Consider the following 17,740-nt stretch of genomic DNA (forward strand, 5'->3'; position numbering starts at 1 on the left):
CCCGGCCGGGACCAGCTGGCCGCACCCGGGTGTGTCGACGTCGCCGGCACTGTCTAGGCTCACGTCTTCGTGAGAGCCCTCCGACGGTTCACCGTCCGTGCGCAGCTCCCCGGGCAGCTTGCTCCACTGGGGGAACTAGTCCTGAATCTTCGCTGGTCCTGGCATCCCGAGACGCTGGACCTGTTCGAGTCTGTTGATCCGGAGCTCTGGCGGGCGACGAAGGGAGACCCGGTCCGCCTGCTCGGCGAGGTGGATCATAACCGGCTGCTCGCGCTGGCCGCCGACCGCCGGTTCGTGCGCCGACTCACCGACGTCGCGGACGACCTCCAGGAGTACCTGACGGCCGATCTGTGGTATCAGCAGCGGAAGGCCGAGGGCGCCCCGTCGGCGATCGCCTACTTCTCCCCGGAGTTCGGTATCACCGAGGTGCTGCCGCAGTACTCCGGCGGCCTCGGCATCCTCGCCGGGGACCATCTCAAGACCGCGAGCGACCTCGGCGTGCCGATCATCGGCGTCGGCCTGCTCTACCGGGCCGGGTACTTCGTGCAGTCGCTGTCCCGGGACGGCTGGCAGCAGGAACGGTACCCGGGCATCGATCCGCACGGGCTCCCCCTGACCCAGCTGACCGATACGGCGGGGATGCCGGTGAAGGTGGCCGTCGGGCTGCCCGAGGGTCGCACGCTGCACGCGCAGATCTGGAAGGCGCAGGTCGGACGGGTCCCGCTGCTGCTGCTCGACTCGGACGTCGAGGACAACCAGCCGGCCGAGCGGGGGGTGACCGACCGGCTCTACGGCGGCGGAACCGACCACCGGCTGCTCCAGGAGATGCTGCTGGGCATCGGGGGTGTCCGCGCGCTGCGCGCCTACGCCGCGGTGACCGGGACTCCGGAGCCCGAGGTGTACCACACCAACGAGGGGCACGCGGGCTTCCTCGGCCTGGAGCGGATCCGGGAACTCGTCGAGAACGGGCTCAGCTTCGACGAGGCGCTCCAGGCCGCCCGCGCCGGCACACTGTTCACCACCCACACCCCTGTCCCCGCCGGCATCGACCGGTTCCCTCGCAGCCTGGTCGCCCGCCATTTCGGCGGGGACAACGGCTGGCCCGGCGTGCCGGTCGAGCGGATCATGCAGCTCGGGGTGGAGGCCGACCCCAACGTCTTCAACATGGCCCACATGGGCCTACGGCTCGCACAGCGTTCGAACGGCGTCAGCAAGCTGCACGGCATCGTCAGCCGGGAGATGTTCGCGGGGCTGTGGCCCGGCTTCGACACCGCCGAGGTCCCGATCGGCTCGGTGACCAACGGGGTGCACGCCCCGACCTGGGTGTCCCGGCCCATTATCGAGCTTGCTGACCGCGAGCCCGACCCGGGCCTGCTTTCCGACGACGCGGCCGGATTCGAGAAGATCTCCACGTTGCCCGACGAGGTCGTGTGGGCCGCCCGGCGGCAACTGCGGGAGCGCCTCGTCACCGAGGTCCGCCGCCGGCTGCGGGCCTCCTGGCTCGAGCGCGGCGCGGCACCCGGTGAGCTGGAGTGGGTGGAGTCGGTTTTCGACCCGGACATCCTCACGATCGGTTTCGCCCGGCGTGTGCCGTCCTACAAGCGGCTGACCCTCATGCTGCGGGACCGTGACCGGCTGCGCCGGCTGCTGCTGCACCCGCAGCGGCCGATCCAGATGGTCATCGCCGGCAAGGCGCACCCCGCCGACGACGGCGGCAAGCAACTCGTCCAGCAGATTGTCCAGTTCTCCGACGACCCGGCCGTGCGGTCGCGCATCGTCTTTCTCCCCGACTACGACATCGGGATGGCGCGCTTCCTGTACTCCGGATCGGACGTTTGGCTGAACAACCCGCTGCGTCCGCTGGAGGCGTGCGGCACGTCGGGGATGAAGGCCGCGCTGAACGGCTGCCTGAACCTGTCCATCCGGGACGGCTGGTGGGACGAGATGTTCGACGGCCAGAACGGCTGGGCGATCCCGACCGCGGACGGGGTCGAGGACCCCGACCGGCGCGACGACATCGAGTCCGCCGCCCTGTACGACCTGTTGGAGAACACTGTCGCCCCCCGCTTCTACGACTCGGAGCCCGGCGACGGCATCCCGCGGCGCTGGGCCGCGATGGTCAAGCACACCCTGTCGGCCCTCGGTCCTCAGGTCCTGGCCAGCCGCATGGTCCAGGAGTACGTCGAGCGCTACTACGTGCCGGCCGGTGTCTCGGCCCGGGCCGCCGCCGCCAACGGCTTCGCCGGAGCCCGGGACCTGGCCGCCTGGAAGAGCCGGGTGCATGCCGCGTGGCCCGGGGTCCGCGTGCTCAACGTCGACTCCGCTGGTCTCGGTGACACCCCTCAGGTGGGCCAGTCGCTGGTGGTGCGGGCCACGGTCGACCTCGGTGAGCTGGCACTCGGGGACATCGACGTCCTCGCCTCCTACGGCCGGATCGACCAGACCGACCGGATCCTGGATCCTTCGACGCTGTTCCTGCAGCCGGTTGGCGAAGGGGAGGGCGGTTACCGCTACGAGGGCACCATCCCGCTCGGGCGCACCGGACCCTTCGGTTACACGGTGCGGGTGCTGCCCCGGCACGCACTCACCGCGAGCATCGCCGAACTGGGCCTGGTCACCAATCCTTAGGGGTCCCCACACCGCGGGGAAGCCGCCGTGCCGGGGGGATGGGCTCGTAGGACGAGCACGCTGTGGCCCAGCACGGTCAGGGACTCGCCGCCGACGTAGCTGGTTCCCGGTACCGCGACGGTCGCCGGGAATCCGGCAAGATCGTCGTCGGCGGTATTGAGCAGCAGGTCGTGGCGGGCCGCCCAGGGAGCACCGGGCAGGGTGACGACGGTGTCGCCGCGATCCGGGTGGAACACGTACACCAGGCCAGCGCCGTGGGCCGGTAGATCGTGCGTTCCCCGCCCGCCGGCAGGATCCTCATCGACGGGGCTGCCGGCGACGGGGCTGCCGGCGACATGGGCCACGAGCGTCTCGACCTGCGGGGCGTTCCAGTCCGCCACCGACATCACCGCCCCGTCCGCACGGAACCAGGTGATGTCCGCGAGTCGCCCGGGTGCCGACTGGCCGCCGTGGAAGAACCGCCCGCGGCGCAGCACGGGTTCGGCGGAACGCAGTGCCGCCAACCCGCCCACCAGCCGACACAGCGCCGGGTCGGGGCCGGCCGGGTCGGGGTAGGCGTGGTCCGGCTCCGCGACGTCCTCCGGTCCGGTGACGCCTTCCGGTCCGGTGACGTCCTCCGGTCCGGTGACGCCTTCCGGTCCGGTGACGCCTTCCGGTCCGGTGACGTCCTCCGGTCCCACGAGGTCGGTCGGCCAGTCGAGCCAGGACACCGCGTTGTCCTGGCAGTAGGCGTTGTTGTTGCCGCCCTGCGAGCGACCGAACTCGTCGCCGGCGAGCAGCATCGGGACGCCCGTGGACAGCAGCAGCGTCGTGATCAGTCCCCGGCGCACCCGGCGGCGGATGGCCAGGATCGCCGGGTCGTCGGTCGCACCCTCCATCCCGTGGTTCGCCGAGCGGTTGTCCGCCTCGCCGTCCCGGTTGCCCTCGCCGTTGTCCTCGTTGTGCTTCTCGTTGTAGGAGACCAGATCGGCCAGGGGAAAGCCGTCGTGGGCGGTGACGAAGTTGATCGATGCCCAGGGGCGTCGGCCGCCGTGCTCGAACAGGTCCGACGAGCCGGACACCCGATAGCCCAGATCGGCGACGCCGCTGGTGTACCTGTTCCACACGTCGCGCACGGTGTCACGGAACCGCCCGTTCCACTCCGCCCAGGGTGCCGGGAACCCCCCCACCTGGTATCCGCCCCAGCCGACGTCCCACGGCTCGGCGATCAGCTTCACCGTGGCGAGGATCGGGTCGGCGTGGATGGCGGTCAGCAGGCTTGCCGCGGGGTCGAAGGCGTCGGGATTGCGGGCGAGCGCGGTGGCGAGATCGAACCGGAACCCGTCGACGCCCATCTCCGTCACCCAGTACCGCAGCGAGTCGCAGATCAGCCGCACGACGTGCGGTGAGGACGTGTTGAGGGTGTTGCCGCAGCCGGTCACGTCACGGTAGCGCCGGGGATCCATCGGCTCTACCCGGTAATAGGTCGTGTTGTCCAGGCCACGCAGGGACAGCGTCGGGCCCCGCTCGCTGCCCTCGGCGCTGTGGTTGTAGACGACGTCGAGTATCACCTCAATGCCGACGGCGTGCAGGGCTGCGACCATCGCCTGGAATTCGCCGATCGGATCGTCAGTGGCCGCGTACCCGGCATGAGGGGCGAAGAAGGCCAGGGTGTTGTAAGCCCAGTAGTTGATTTTTCCGCGCTCGAGCAGGGCCGGTTCGGAGACCGAGGTGTGCACCGGCAGCAGTTCGATCGCGGTGACGCCGAGCCGGCGCAGGTGCGCCAGGACGCTCGGGTGGCCGAGCCCGGCGTATGTCCCGCGTAACCGTGGCGGCAGGTCCGGGTGACGTTTCGTGAGCCCGCGTACGTGCGCCTCGTAGATGATCGTGTCCGACCAGGGGATGGTGGGCCGGTTGTCCGCCGGGTGTACGCCGTGACCCGTCAAACCGCCACTCCCGGATCCGGGGTCCCCGATCCCGGGGTCCCCGAATCCGGACTCCCTGGTCCCGGCGGAGCCCCGCTGCGCCCGCCCGGGCCCGGTCACGACGCAGCGGGGCACGAAAGGTGCGGAGTCCCGCGGGTCCGGTTCGAAGCCGTAGGGGTCGCCGCCACCGAACCCGTAGATCGCCGGGTCCGTGCGCAGCGTCCCGGCTACCGATCGGGTGTAGGGGTCGACCAGCAGCTTCGCCGGGTTGTACCGCTGGCCCCGCTCCGGGTCATAGGGACCGTGTGCCCGCAGGCCGTAACGCTGACCGGGGCGGACGCCAGCCAGATAGCCGTGCCACACCCCGCCGTCACGCTCCGGAAGTCGATGGCGTGTCTCGCGGCCGTCGGCATCGAACAGGCAGAAGTCGACCGCCTCGGCCCCGGGGGCGACGACGGCGATGTTCACCCCGGACCCGTCCCAGGTCACGCCCAGTGGCACCGCGCACCCCGGCGCGAGCCCGGAGGCGGTCGGCGCCGGTACGCCCGGGGATGCCGCTATGTCCGGTGAGACGGTGGTCTTCACGGTGTCGGACACCTTGGCGACGCTAACCGATCCCCTTCTCCGGAGCACGGGAAACACGGTGGCCGTGGAACAGGCCGGGGATGACGTCAAAAGAAGGGGGACGGCTGCGCGGACGGGGACGGCTGCTAGGGCGCAGGGGTGGCGTGGACCCCCCCTACGTCCGGCCTCGACTGGCCGCGTACAAGGCTGTGGCCCACGTCGCACTCAACCAGGCAGATGAAGCCCGGTCAGCCCTGACGTGAAGCCCGGTCAGCCCTGACGGTGATGCAAACGAGCCGGACAACCCTGCCGCCCTATCCCGCCGCCGCGGCCTGGGAGGAGAGCGAGGAACTGATCTGGGCGGCTATGGCCCTGGCTGAACTTGGCGATTCCTCCGAAGTTCAGCCTCGCGTCACCGAAGCCCTGTCGGGCCTACCGACTCTCTCTCACCAGGCTCGCGCGAATGCCCTGTTCGCGGGGGCGCACGCCCAAGTAGACGATCCGGCGGCAGCGGCAGCGGGAGGACTCGCCGCGCTCGACGCGAACGCGGCGTGGCCATCCGCATCGGTCGTCGGCAGGGTGCGTCGGCTATCTGTGGCACTTCCGTCCGGGCCGGGCGCGCCTGCCGAGGTAGTCAAGTTGCGCCGAGCTCTCAGCACCGCACCCCCGCACGTTGCGGATAACGCCGCCGTCTGACCTTCCCGAGCCTGGTGTGCTACGCCGGACGCACGGTTACAGTTCCGGCGGTCCTGGTACCGACGTGGGTGTTCCGCCGCTACCGTTGATGCGGGTAGGGATCGATGGGAGACGGAGAGCAACAGGAGGCGGCGTGGTGCAAAGACCTAAGCACCGGGATAAACGGGGTAACACGTCCGGCGGATCAAGCACCGGGCGTTCCGGGACGAAGCGCGGCGGGACAAAAAACACCGCCGACCCGGACGACATGGTCAACCAAGGCCCACTCACCTGCCCGACGTGCGGCGGCTCCGGGCGGGCCGGCCGCCCGACCGCTGAACTCGACGCGGACGGCATGTTCGACGGTCAAGGTAAGGACAAGTGCACCAGCTGCGACGGCACCGGGAAGCAGAAAAGGTGAGTGATGAGCCGTGATGAGCCGTCAGCCCAGGACAACACCCCCGAGGGGCCAGACGTGATCATTCTGGAGTGTCCGAAGTGCCGGCGCGCCCAGGCACAGGCCCGCGCGAACGCCCGGAAGGGCAATCGGGACCGGGACGGCCTCCCGAATCTCAACCTCCAGGCGGTCCCTGACCGCTGCCCCCACTACCGGGACGTCTGGACGCCTGGGATGGGCCCCGGTTCCGATCCGCTGCCGCCGCCGGGCACGCCGGAGGAGCGCCGCCAAGGCCCGGTCTGACCGGGCCCGGAAGTCGCGCGAGGAGGTTCAGCGACTCCCGGCGGCGATCTCGGCCCGGACCCGCGCGACGAACGCCGCCAGCACCTGTTCGCCCGCGAGCACCCCGGCCGCGGCGGTGACGGTGACATTCGGGCCCGACCAGCCCAGCTCGTGCAGCTCACCGTGGGCCGGACGGATGGCGTGGTCGGCCGCCGCGAGCATCGGGACGTCGAGCACAGAGTCCCCCGCGGCCAGCAGCCGGGCGGTACCGGCACGGCGGGCGACCTCGACCACCGCGCGCTGCTTGGTCAGGACCGATGGGACGAAGTACACCTTCCGCCCCTGCACCGACATCGCCCAGCCCGCGGCCCGCGCCGTCTCGGCCTCCCCGGTCAGGTCGGGAATGCCAGCGCGGTCGTGGGCGACGAGGTAGACGAACAACCCGTCGGCGACCCGCACGAGCCGGGCCCAGCCGCCGGCGGCGGACCGCTCGGCGAGCGCCACCATCTCCGCCAGGGGGGCGCAGGCGGCGGCGGCCTCGGCAGCCACGTCCGCCGCCCAGGCCGGATCGGGAACCCCGTCGACCAGCAGGTGCCCGCCGTTGGCCGCGATCGCGTAGCGCGGCCGGACCCCGAGCTCGACCCGCGCGTACTGGGCGAGGGTGCGGGTGGTGACCGGGACGAGGACGGCGAGGTCGTGCAACTCGGCGAGCAGGGCCAGCGACCGCGCCGTCGCGAACGAGATCGGCGCTCCGTCGAGGCGTTCGACCTCGACGAGCTCCGGTGCGGGCCGGTCGTCGGCCAGCAGCAGCGAGTGCCGGGAAAAGATCAGCGTCTTGTCCAGGTCGCAGGCCAGCAGATGACGCGGCCCGGACGCGGCGGACGGACCGGCCGTCACGGGGGACGAGTCGGCCGTCACAGGACGTCCGGGCGCCAGCGCGCGTTCGGGGTGTGGAAGACCGGTGCCGCGCCGACCGGGCGGACCAGCCCCACACAGGAGAATGGCAGGTCCGCCAGCTCCTGGACCTCGACGTCGCGGTCGGCGGCCAGGGCCAGCACGTGCGTCAGCTCGTCGAGCCGGTCGGGGGCGACGAGGATGCGCCAGGGCACCCGGCGCAGCAGGACCCGGGTCGTCTCCCCCACCCCCGGCTTCACCATGACCACGTCGGGGATGTCGAACGCGGCCGCGATGCGCTCCACCGCCGCCCAGCCCGCCCAGGTCGGACTGCGGTCGGCGGCCCACAGCCGCGGCCAGGTCTCGGCGACCTCGTCGGCCACCTCGGGGAAGTGGGCCGCCACCGTCTCGACGAAGTGCCGGGACAGATCGTGCGCCGCGAGTTCGGCGTAGTACTTCGCACCGTGGAAGTCATCAGGACCGATGTGCTCGGCGTTGAGGACGGTCCGGCTGACCAGCCCGCTCACCGTCGAGTTCAAGCAGGCGCTCGGGATGAGGAAGTCGTCGCGGGTCCCGTAGAGCGGCACGCACCGAGCCGGGTCGGCCAGCACGGCGAGGGTGTCGTCCAGCCCGAGCCGGGCCACCGCGTCGGTCAGCACCCGGGTCATCACCCCCTTGCCGGTCCAGCCGTCGACGAACTGGATCACCTTCCGGTCGTGCCGGGAGGTGAGGTAGCGGATCGCGTTCAGGTCCACGCCGCGATCCTTGATCACCGAGATCGCGTAGTGCGGGGTGTCGAGCCCGTGGCGCCAGCCGTACCAGCGCCGCATCAGGATCCCCACCGGGGTACCGGCCCGGGCGATCGAGGCCAGGACCGGCTCGGGCTTGGTGACCCGTACGAGCTCCGCCACGAGGCCGGTGGCGAGCGCGACCCGGCGGGCCGACCGGTCCAGCGCCCGGTGGTAGAGCTCCAGGTAACCGGCGTCGGGTTGGTACTCGACCGGCAGGTCCTCGGAGTAGTGCCGGCCGGCCTGCATGGCCTCCTCACGGTCCTCGGTGGGCCGCTCCAGGGCGACCGCGCTGAGGTCGGTCAGCAGGAAGGTCACGTCCGCCGGATCGTATGAACCCGAGCCGACGGTGCCGGTGAGCGCGGGATCCACCGCGCCGATCCCGCTCACCGGGCATCCCCGGGCGCACCGGTGAGCGGTCCGGCGGCGGGCGGCGCACCGGTCGGTCGAGGGGACGGCCGGTAGGAGGGCTGGTAGGAGGGCAGTGTCAGCACCGTGACCGGAGCGCATCGGCGTAGCTGAGTAAGCATGCCGTGGAGGCCGGTATCCGCACGGGGAGAGCTCCGGTCCGCCCCCGGGGCGACGTCCGGGACAGAGTCGACGACCCGGACAGAGTCGACGACCACCACGATGTCGTCGTACATCCCGGGCCGGACGTTGTAGACGTGGCTGGCCCGGCCCGGGTCGTCCGGCGCGGGAAAGGTGAGGGCGGCGCGGATGGCGTAGCCGTCGACGTCGACGGGGTGGACCGGCGAACGCGTCGTGGACTGGTAGCGGATCTCACCCGGACTCGTCCGGGCCAGCGCGTCCGCTATCCGCATCGGCGTGTACATCAGTTCCTCCGTCCCGAGCACGAGCGTGCGACCCGCGGGCCGGGTCAGCGCGGCCAGTACCGTCGCGGCGACCGGCGGCACGACCTCGTCGAGGCGGTGGCGGTCGGTCGGCGACCAGCGATGACGGCCACCGTCAGGCAGGTCGGACGGCCAGTCGGCCACCAGCCGGCGGACCGGGTGGGCCACCAGCGCCCCCGTCGCCCGCGCCGCGTCCCGACCGCCCGCGCCCCCGGCGAACCGGGCGCGGATCCGCGCGGCCCGGTCCGCGATCTCGGCCGGCACGGTGACGGTGGCCGTGAGCGGGGCGACGACATCCAGCCGGACCCCGAGCTCGTCGGCGAGATCGGCGAACGCGGCCCGGGCCGCGGGCGGACGGGCGTCGAGCAGCGTGGCAACCACGTAGTGCTCGCGCGGGGCGTGGGCCTGCAGGATCCGGATCGTGCCGAGGGCGGTACGCCCGGTCGACAGCTCGTCGTCGACGAGCACGATCGGCGCGCCGCACCGCAGGATCTCGCGGTCCTCGGGCATCAGCCAGTGGTGGGTCGCGTGGGAATGGGACTCCACGAACTCGAGGATCGGCGTGACACCGGGCAGCGGCCGCCGGGTGGTGTGCAGGTAGTGGCTCGCCGGGAGACCGTCGGCGACCGCGTGCCCCAAGGCCGTCGCGGTCTCGCAGTAACCGATCACGATCGGGCCGGTCCGCGGGCCCCCGGGCTGCTCGGCCGACGAACCCTGCACCGGCGGGTCCGCAACCCGCGGGTCCGCAACCCGCTTTCCGGCCTCCTCGAAGCCGGGCAGTGCCCGGACCAGCGCGGCAACCCCGGCCCCGGCCGCGAGCGCCTCGGCCGGTGCCACCGGCAGATGCTTGCCGAGCACCCGGCTGACCAACAGGTGCGCCCGGCGTGGGTTGCGGCGCAGGGCGAGTCCCACCAGGGCGTGCAACCCCTGGCCCGCCACGTCCGCGGTGACCTGGACATCAAGGCCCAGCTCGGTCCACAGCCACATCCCCGCGGGGGCGGCCGCTGGGCCGCGGGCGGGCGCGGGCGCGGGCGGGTGAGGGATGGGCGCGCCGGTGGGGGCGTCCGTCCCCGCCGTCGCCGTCATCGGGCATTCCACTGGTCGAAACGACCGTGCGTCGCCGCCAGCACCTCGACGAAGGTGTCGCCCTCGCGCAGGACACCGAACGCGCGCGCCCGGCGGATCACCACCTCGGCCCAGGCCCGGTGCGGACGCAGCTCGTTCATCTTGTTCGCGTAGCTGCTCGGCCGTACCCCGCCGGCATCCCCGTCAAGGACGGTCTCGGCATCGGTGTACTCCTCCTGGGTGACGACGTGCAGCGCGTGCACGGCGGGCACGTGGCTGGGGTGGATCACCGTCTTGCCGATCAGGCCGTTGGCCTTGTCCAGAACAACCTCCCGGATCAGCCGGTCGAGGTCCGCGGAGACCAGTTCGCTGCGCATCCGGATCGCTTCCTCCCCGCCGTCGACGCGGTCCGCCTGCGCGAACGGGGTCACCCGCAGCGAGCTGACGAAGAGCCGTTCCGGCTGGGCGAAGTACTCCCACACCGGTCCGGTCACGACGTGGTCACCGCCCCGCGCGCAGATGTTCACGATGTCGGCGATGCAGTCCCGGACGACGGCGATGTCGTAGATCGTCAGGTCGCGGTCACGGCGCAGCCCGAACAGCCCGCACAGGTCCGTCGCACCGAGCCGGATCGCCAGCACCTGGTCGGCGTGCTTGTCGACCAGCCGCCGGACCGCCGACAACGCCTCCACCCGGGTCTCCCGGTTGATGATCTGCGGGCTCTCCAGCACCGGCATAGTCCACAGCGGACGACCAACCGTCTCGGAGGCCCGCAGCACCGCCTCCATCGCCGCCTCGCCACCCTCCTCGGCGAACTTGGGCAGCACGAACCCGGCGAGACACCCGACTCCGGCCGGCCCGAGCCGGTCGACAAGATCCGGGATCTGCCCGACCGCGCGGACCCGGACGAACAGCAGCGGCATCGCGCCCGCGGCCCAGGGGGGCTCCGCCGCGAGCGCGCGCAACGCGGCGACGACGTTGGCCTCGGCTGCGGCCACCTCGGTGTCGGCGATGGAGTCCTCCAGACAGAGAACCATCGAGGTCACCCCCGCCGCGGTCTGTCTGCACACGTCCGATGCCAACCGGGGGCGCGTCCCCGGGGCGTAGAGGGTCGCGCCGAGCGCGGTGGCCAGCAGATGACGATCATCATTCACGGTGATGTCCTCCGGCGGCCGGAGGAACAGCGCGTCAACCGTCTCGGGGCCTAGAAAGGCGAAGTGGCGCAAGCAGCGTTCTCCTCGTCGAAGGCAGGGGCGTCGTTCGACGAGCATCCCGAAACGGTGCGCGCCGACCGAAGCCGGCAAGATCGTGAAACGTTGCCTCTCGGTGACGGTACCTGGCGAAAGGCATCCGACGACAGCCCGCGGGAACTGACAGCCAGCCGACACACGGCGGCCATCTCGGCGCCATCTACGGGGCGCCGATCTGCGGCGCAGCGTCCGCGAGCGGCCAGCCACCAGCCGGCAGCGGGCGGCAGCGGGCGGCGCCCGCCGGCCTGATCGGGAACGGGTGGTCCGGGAACGGATGACCCGGGAACGGGTGGTGGGCCGCGGAAGGCTGTGTCGCCCGCGGCCCACCACTCCCGGCCGACCCTCGATCGACCCCCACTAATGCGACTAACTGGCGCCGGATCCGAAGAGCTTCTTGTACATGGCGGCCGCCTTCGGGTTCTGACCGCCGTTCGTGATGGTCGAGCAGACGTTTCCGGGAGTGGGGTCGCTGAAGTAGGCGTCGTATCCCATCACGTCGCTGGCCGCCTTGAAGGTGTCGAACATCTTCTGGATGTAGAAGGGATTGTCGCCACCGCCGTCACCGCTGCAGGAGGCCACCCCCCATTCCCCGACGCCGACCTTCTTCCCGTGTTCCCGGGCGAACCTGATCACGTAGCACAGGCCGTTGACGTCCTCGCACTGCTTGTTCCACGTCGCCTCGTCCTTCGACGGGGGGAAGTGGTCGTAGGCGTCGATGCCGACATAGTCCACGTACTCGTCGCCGGGGTAGGCGCCCCAGGGACTGTTGCCGCTGGGTACCGGGGAGGCGTGCGCGTTGAAGGTCCAGTCGATCTTGACTTCGGAGTCGGTGGACCGGATGGCGGTCGCGATTTTCCGGAAACAGTCCCGGAACACCGTCGGGTCGGCGTCCGTATGCCAGTACATGAACGTTCCGTTGAACTCCCAGCCGATCCGGATGATGGAGTCCGCCCGGCCGTGCGCCACGAGGAAGCTGCCGAGCTTCTTCCATTCGGAGTCGTACTCGCCTCGGGCACAGGCGGCGTTGTCGCCCTGGCCCTTGGGGAATGTCGGCTGGCTGATCAGCAGCTTGCCCTGGAAACCCTTGAAGAGATCCACCGGCCAGGCCGGCTCCACCAGCCCGCCCCAACCCTGGTCGCGGCTCGTGTAGACGTGGACGATGTCGTTCGGCCGGCCGCGCCAGTCACCGAACTCGACGAGCTGCGCGAGCTGATGCGACTGGAACCCCGACAGCCACGGCAGGCCCGACCTCGTCCCACCGGCGCCGGTGCCCGTCGATCCCGTACCGGGGGTCGGTCTCGACCCGGACGGGGTCGCGGTCGGCGTTGCGGTCGGCGTTGCGGTTCTCCTGGTGAGGGCGGTCGAGCTGGCGCTCGCGGACGGCGCGGGGGACGGCGACGCGGACGCCGAACCGGCGGCGGACGGGGACGGCGCGGGCGAGACGGCCGGGCTCGGCGAGGTGCCCGCGGACGTGTCCTGCTGCCTGGGAGACGGCGATGTCGAGGGCGCCGTCTTCACCACCGGTTCATCGGGAAGAGCCGGAGCGGCCTGGAACGCCCGGGCGGCCGCCTCCGGTCCGGTCACATCAAGAGCGTCGGTCGCCGTGGCCGTGCCCTGGGTGGCCTTGACGTTGACGGTTCCCGCGAAGTCCGCCGGCACCCGGAAGCCGAGGATGAAACGGCCGTCGGCGTCCGCCCGGGTGAGCGCGCTGCCGCCCAGCTTGGCCGTCTCCGCCACGACGGTGACATCATCACCCGCGGTAAAACTGCGGCCACCGACGAGCACGATGTCCTGGTCGAAAAGGACGAGGGTGATCCGGCTGCGCGCCTGCGGGCTCAGCGTGGTGAGTGGAACGCCCTGCGCGCGGCCACTGCCCGCGTCGCCCCCCGCCCGGCTGGATCCGCTCGTCGCGGATGGCGACACGGCCGGAGTCGGCGACGGTGACTTTCCCGCGGCGCGGGCCAGCGGGGTGACCGCCTGGAGGAGACCCACCACGAACACGGCTATCAGGCCGATCCGGGCTCCGGTCCGGACCCGGCGCTGGGTGTGGATCCGGCCGCTGCGGGGTCGTCGATGGGCTGAGGGAATCGGCTGGCCGACCGGAGGGGCGGGTCGGCCGCGGATGATCGAGGCCATGCTCGCGCGCTGCCTTTCGGTGTTGGCGTGACATGCTCCCGTCGGATCACCCGGCGCGCGACGGCGGAGCATGGCCGGACCACGACCCACGATGGGGCGTCCCCTCCGAGCGGACCGCTCGCACGGCAACCGCTCAGCGCTCCACCGGACTCGACCCGTGCCTCACCAGGCGAGTCGACCGGGCACCGTCAGGTGCCCGTCCGTGAACCCAACCGTCTCCGACCTCGCAGCCGGAACGATTCGACAGGTGCTCCACCCAGGTAACCGATACACACCTGGGCGGTACTGGGACTAGGAGTGATGAGGCCAATCGTAAACGGCGCATCCCAGCCAAGGAACAGCACCCTCATGAATACTTTCCGTAGTAGCGCATATGTTGTAGATCTGGTGCCACAAAACCCGAGGTAACCGCCATAAATCAACGGAAGAACAAGAAGAAATGAGCCGAAGCGGACCACGGAGAGCACATCCACCTGGGATCGCTCCGGATCATCGAATGACCAGTGCGTCGTCCGGTGGTTGGGTGATGGTCCATCCAGTCGGGTGCACCAGCGCAGGCAACAGCCGGACTCCCCAGGGCAGCTGGGCGCCGTCCAGGGTGACGTCGATGGTCCGGGTGCCGGCCTGGTCCACAGCGGCGAGCCGAGACAGCTCGTGGGCCTCCGCGGCAGCCCGCGGCGGTACGGTTCCCGGCCGCGCGAACAGAATCAGATCTCCGGCCGGACCGGTGGTGTGCACCTGTACCCGTAGGGTGCGCCGCCGCCAGCCGGACCTGCTCACGGTGTAGGTGACGGTCGGCTGGACGGCCGGAGCCTGCGGCGGCGTGGGGCCGGTGGACGAACCCGCCGTCGGGCCCGACGGCGGGTTCGTCTGCGCCTCCGACGCGTGCTCCGGCACCGGGCGGAGGGGGCCGGTGGCCAGGGGCTGCGGGTAGGTGCCCGTCGCCGCGGGCAACGGCACAGCACCCGTCGCCGCAGGCAACGGATAGCCCCCGGTGCGGGGCTGGGTCGGCCCACCCGGCGGCTGCATCGTGATCGGGTCGGCGACGGTACCAACCACCGGCCGGCCCGAGACCACGCCAGCCGAGACCACGCCAGCCGAGACCACGCCAGCCGAGCCTCCCGGGCTGCTCCCGGACGCCGCCGGCATCGGGGGTGGATCAGGACGCGTCGCGGGGCGCGCCAGCACCGAGACGCCGGCCGCGACCACCCGGGCCACGCCCCCCGACCGGTACACCGGGTAGCAGGCCACGTGGTAAGCCCACCCGTCCCGCGGCGCGGCGAGATGCCAGCCGCCCTTGATCTCCAGACTGGTATTGGTGACCTTGGCGCTCGCGGCGTAGGGATCATCCGGTCCGGTCGGCGGTTGGTCACGGCGCCACAGCACCCGCGCCTCGGTGACCCCCGGTGGCAGCTGGAAGGACAGCACGATCGAGTCGCCTCGATCGTCGGCGCGCAGATCCCGCACGGGTTCGATGGCGAGGTGACACACGGCCCGGCCGACGACGGCCGTCCCGCCATGGACCGTCAGCGGCGTGTAGATGACCTCGCCGACCTGTGCCACCTCGCTGACCTGCCCGGAACGGCTCAGCCCCACAAGACGTGACGAATCGGGGATGGCGGCGAGCGACACGTCGCAGCCTTCCGGCCCGATGCCGATCATCGGCAGGGGCCCCGACCCCGGGTAGGGCCACGGGCCGGTGCTGGTCGCGTGAGCGGTGCTGGTCACGTGGGTGATGGCGGCGGGGACGGCCGGCGGCTGCGGCACCGGGGTCGCGTAGATCCGCACCTCCCAGCCGGGCGGCGGCGTCCAGCGCAACGTGGTCCGCCCGGCGGCGGTGGCCGCCGTGAGGTCATGGACGGGCCGCGGGCGGGCGGCCACCTCCAGCGTCACCTCGGCTCCGGGGGTCCGGGCCGGGTGTCCCCGCGCGTCCTGGTACTCGACGAAGACGTGGTAACGATAGGTCACGCCGACGACGACATCGGTGTCGTGGAAGAGGCCGCCGGTGCCCCGCGCCCGCCGGGGCGGCTGGCTGACCGCGGCGGGCGGTGCCACCGTCCGCTCCACTGTCACGGCGGCCAGCGCCCCGCCGAGGCTCCAGTCCAGGCGGATCCCGGCGGCGGTGCGCTCGGCCCGCAGGTCGGTGATGTCCCGGGTGAAGACGAGCGGGGCGGTCTCCACCGGCGTGGAACGGCGCTCACCGCAGAGGGCAGTCACCTCGTATCGCACCGGAGTCCAGGCGGGAGCGCCGGCATCGCACAGCTCCGTCGAGCGGGTGGTACCGAGGCTGCTCCGCCCCGGGGCCACCCCCTGGCCGTCGCCAGCTTCCACGGGCACGACGCGTTCCACCCGGTAGGAGACCGGGCCCCCGACCGAGGGCGAAGCGCGCCACCACAGCTGCACCGAACCGTCGGGGCCCGGCACCGCGGTCAGGTCGGACGGCGGGGAGAGCGGCAGAGCCGCCATCGCCGCGAGCGCCTCCCGGTTGTCCGCCGCCGTCGCGAGGACCGCGGCGAGGGCGGCCTCCTGGTCCTCGGGTGGTAGCGCGCGCGCCGCCTCGACCCGCCGGCGGATCACCGCCTGGGCGGCAATGAGCTCGGCCAGCACCTCGGCCGGTTTCCGGCCGTCGGGGCCGGGGACGTCGGCGGCCTGTGCCGCGAGCCACCGGGCATCGGCAAGCGCCGCATCCGCCCGGCACGCCGCGCGGGCCTCGGTGAGTGCCCGCCAACCGGCGTCCGCGGCGCCCAGCGCGGCGGAGACCCGGGCTCCCAGTTCCTCCGCCGTCCCGGCGACCGGTCCACCGACGGCGGCCAGCACCGGATGGGCGGTCGTGAGGATCTCGCCGGCCTGGCGGGGATGACCGCCCTCCAGGGCGCGACGCACCGCGACGAGCGCATCGGCCGCCTCCCTGGCCTGGCGCAGGCTGTGCCCGCAGTGCCGGCAGACGACCGCCGCCGCCTCGGTCATCGATCCGCAGGACGGGCAGGTGGTGTAGAGGTCGGTGTCGCAGTACCGGCAGTGCCGCACGGACCCGGCCGCCTCCGGCCGGCCGCATCCCGGGCATACCACGTAGTCGACGACCCCGCCGACGTTCACCGCGGCGCCGAGCTCCCGAGCCGCCTCCAGGACGACGGACTTCGCCTGAGCCGCGGTCAGTCCGCGCCCGGTCGCGAGCGCCGCCCGGACGAGACCCTCGAAGGCGACCGCGGTGAGCTCGCCGTCGAGCACGACGTGTTCCTCGACCGCGGGCCGCAGCTCGTCCACGGCGTCCGCCATCAGCCCAACGGTGTACGCGGCGGGGTCGCCCTCGATCAACCGGGCGGAGACGAGGGCGAGCAGGTCCGCGGTGACCGTCTTCTCCCGGTCATGGGGACGGTGGTGGTTGCCCGCCACCATCGCGGCGTACGCGGCCCGCAGCCGCTCCGGTGAGGCGTCCGGGGCCAGCCCCAGGAAGGCCCACAGCGACGCCGTCGAGACCCGGTCCCCGCCGCGCAGGGCGCGCAGCTCGCCGAGCCGTTCGGAGATCTGCCGGCGGACCTCGGCCGGCAGCGGTTCGACGCCCCCGCCGACGGCGTCGATGATGATCTGCTCCCGGCTCAGGCGGGCGTCGAACTCCTCGACCGTCACCCCCGCGGCGACGGCGAGGCGGCGCAGGCCGTCCACCCGGGATGCCGGGATGCCGCCGAAACGCTCCCGGACGGTGGCGAGATAGCCGTCGACCTTGGCGAGACGCTCGGCGTCACCGCTACGCCGGGCTGCCAGCACCCGGGCGCGGACCCGTTCCCGGGAGTCCGCGTCCCGCAGCGGCTCCTCCCATTCCGCCCGCCGACGGACAAGCTCGGCGGCGAGGGTCGCGTACTTCGCCGAGTTGCGTTCCCGCTGCAGGAAGGCGAGCACCCGCACCAGGTGCGCCCCGACGTCGGAGTCGGTGTACGCCACCGTCGGATCGAGACCCGCGAGGAGGAACGGGTCGGCGGTGTCCAGGGAGGCGCGGGCCCGCAGCGGCGCCAGCACCCGCTGGCGATAGCCGCTGCCGTCGAACGCCGCGCTCACCGATCCACCTTCGTCCCACGTGCCCACCGTGCCCACCGTGCCCGCCATGCCCGCCGGGAACCGGCCGGCGGCCCGTCGTCAGGCGCCGATCGTGGAGCGGCCGTCGACCACTCCACACCTGAGAGTACGAAGCCGCGCCTCGGCGCGGGCCGCGGACGCCAGGTTGGCGCCGCCCGCACGCACTGCGCGCACCCACGTCCCCGCGAGGCCTGGAGGGTGCTCCACCGGACGCGGTGCCTGGTCAGGCTGAACC

Annotated in this window: 9 protein-coding genes; 2 read left to right on the plus strand and 7 right to left on the minus strand. The window is 72.1% G+C overall.

Annotated elements, in window-relative coordinates; translation table 11 throughout:
* The first annotated feature begins 69 nt into the window (after positions 1-69).
* Complete coding sequence (gene glgP / locus FRANCCI3_RS18515) at positions 70-2,628, plus strand: alpha-glucan family phosphorylase (RefSeq protein ID WP_011438040.1); 2,559 nt, start codon at positions 70-72, stop codon at positions 2,626-2,628.
* On the opposite strand, the gene glgX is transcribed toward glgP, so the two are convergent.
* Positions 2,625-5,129 carry a glycogen debranching protein GlgX gene (gene glgX, locus FRANCCI3_RS18520; protein ID WP_049760987.1) on the minus strand — a complete coding sequence of 835 codons (2,505 nt, stop codon included), beginning with the start codon at positions 5,127-5,129 and terminating at the stop codon, positions 2,625-2,627. The two genes, glgP and glgX, sit on opposite strands and share 4 nt — an antisense overlap.
* Positions 5,130-6,195: 1,066 nt before the next feature.
* On the opposite strand from glgX, the gene FRANCCI3_RS18525 reads away from it, so the two are divergent.
* Positions 6,196-6,471, plus strand: a complete 276-nt coding sequence (locus FRANCCI3_RS18525; RefSeq protein ID WP_023841106.1) for a hypothetical protein — start codon at positions 6,196-6,198, stop codon at positions 6,469-6,471.
* 27 nt (positions 6,472-6,498) lie between these two features.
* Here the strand turns inward: FRANCCI3_RS18525 and FRANCCI3_RS18530 are convergent, their stop codons facing one another.
* The 6 genes from FRANCCI3_RS18530 to FRANCCI3_RS18555 form a co-directional block, all read right to left on the minus strand.
* Entirely contained in the window at positions 6,499-7,368 is an 870-nt protein-coding gene (locus FRANCCI3_RS18530; RefSeq protein WP_011438043.1) for a hypothetical protein, read from the minus strand.
* Positions 7,365-8,513: a cysteine protease StiP family protein gene (locus FRANCCI3_RS18535; protein ID WP_035732866.1), complete on the minus strand. Its 1,149-nt coding sequence runs from the start codon at positions 8,511-8,513 to the stop codon at positions 7,365-7,367. The genes FRANCCI3_RS18530 and FRANCCI3_RS18535 overlap by 4 nt, the downstream gene beginning before the upstream one ends.
* A gap of 5 nt (positions 8,514-8,518) precedes the next feature.
* Positions 8,519-10,069, minus strand: a complete 1,551-nt coding sequence (locus FRANCCI3_RS18540) for a phosphoribosyltransferase family protein (protein WP_011438045.1) — start codon at positions 10,067-10,069, stop codon at positions 8,519-8,521.
* On the minus strand, positions 10,066-11,274 hold the full coding sequence (locus FRANCCI3_RS18545; protein ID WP_035912044.1) for an HpcH/HpaI aldolase/citrate lyase family protein: 1,209 nt from the start codon (positions 11,272-11,274) through the stop codon (positions 10,066-10,068). The genes FRANCCI3_RS18540 and FRANCCI3_RS18545 overlap by 4 nt, the downstream gene beginning before the upstream one ends.
* 390 nt (positions 11,275-11,664) lie before the next feature.
* On the minus strand, positions 11,665-13,434 hold the full coding sequence (locus FRANCCI3_RS18550) for a glycoside hydrolase family 26 protein (RefSeq protein WP_108913735.1): 1,770 nt from the start codon (positions 13,432-13,434) through the stop codon (positions 11,665-11,667).
* 489 nt (positions 13,435-13,923) lie between these two features.
* A complete protein-coding gene (locus tag FRANCCI3_RS18555) occupies positions 13,924-17,487 on the minus strand; it encodes a hypothetical protein (RefSeq protein ID WP_011438048.1) in 3,564 nt (1,187 codons plus the stop codon).
* Positions 17,488-17,740: the final 253 nt, after the last annotated feature.

Source organism: Frankia casuarinae, assembly GCF_000013345.1.
GTDB classification, from domain to species: Bacteria; Actinomycetota; Actinomycetes; order Frankiales; family Frankiaceae; genus Frankia; species Frankia casuarinae.

Excerpts from the sequence above, each read along its gene's own strand:
- FRANCCI3_RS18550 (WP_108913735.1), bottom strand. The coding sequence starts at position 13,434 with ATGGCCTCGATCATCCGCGGCCGACCCGCCCCTCCGGTCGGCCAGCCG.
- FRANCCI3_RS18540 (WP_011438045.1), bottom strand. The coding sequence starts at position 10,069 with ATGACGGCGACGGCGGGGACGGACGCCCCCACCGGCGCGCCCATCCCT.
- FRANCCI3_RS18525 (WP_023841106.1), top strand. The coding sequence starts at position 6,196 with ATGAGCCGTGATGAGCCGTCAGCCCAGGACAACACCCCCGAGGGGCCA.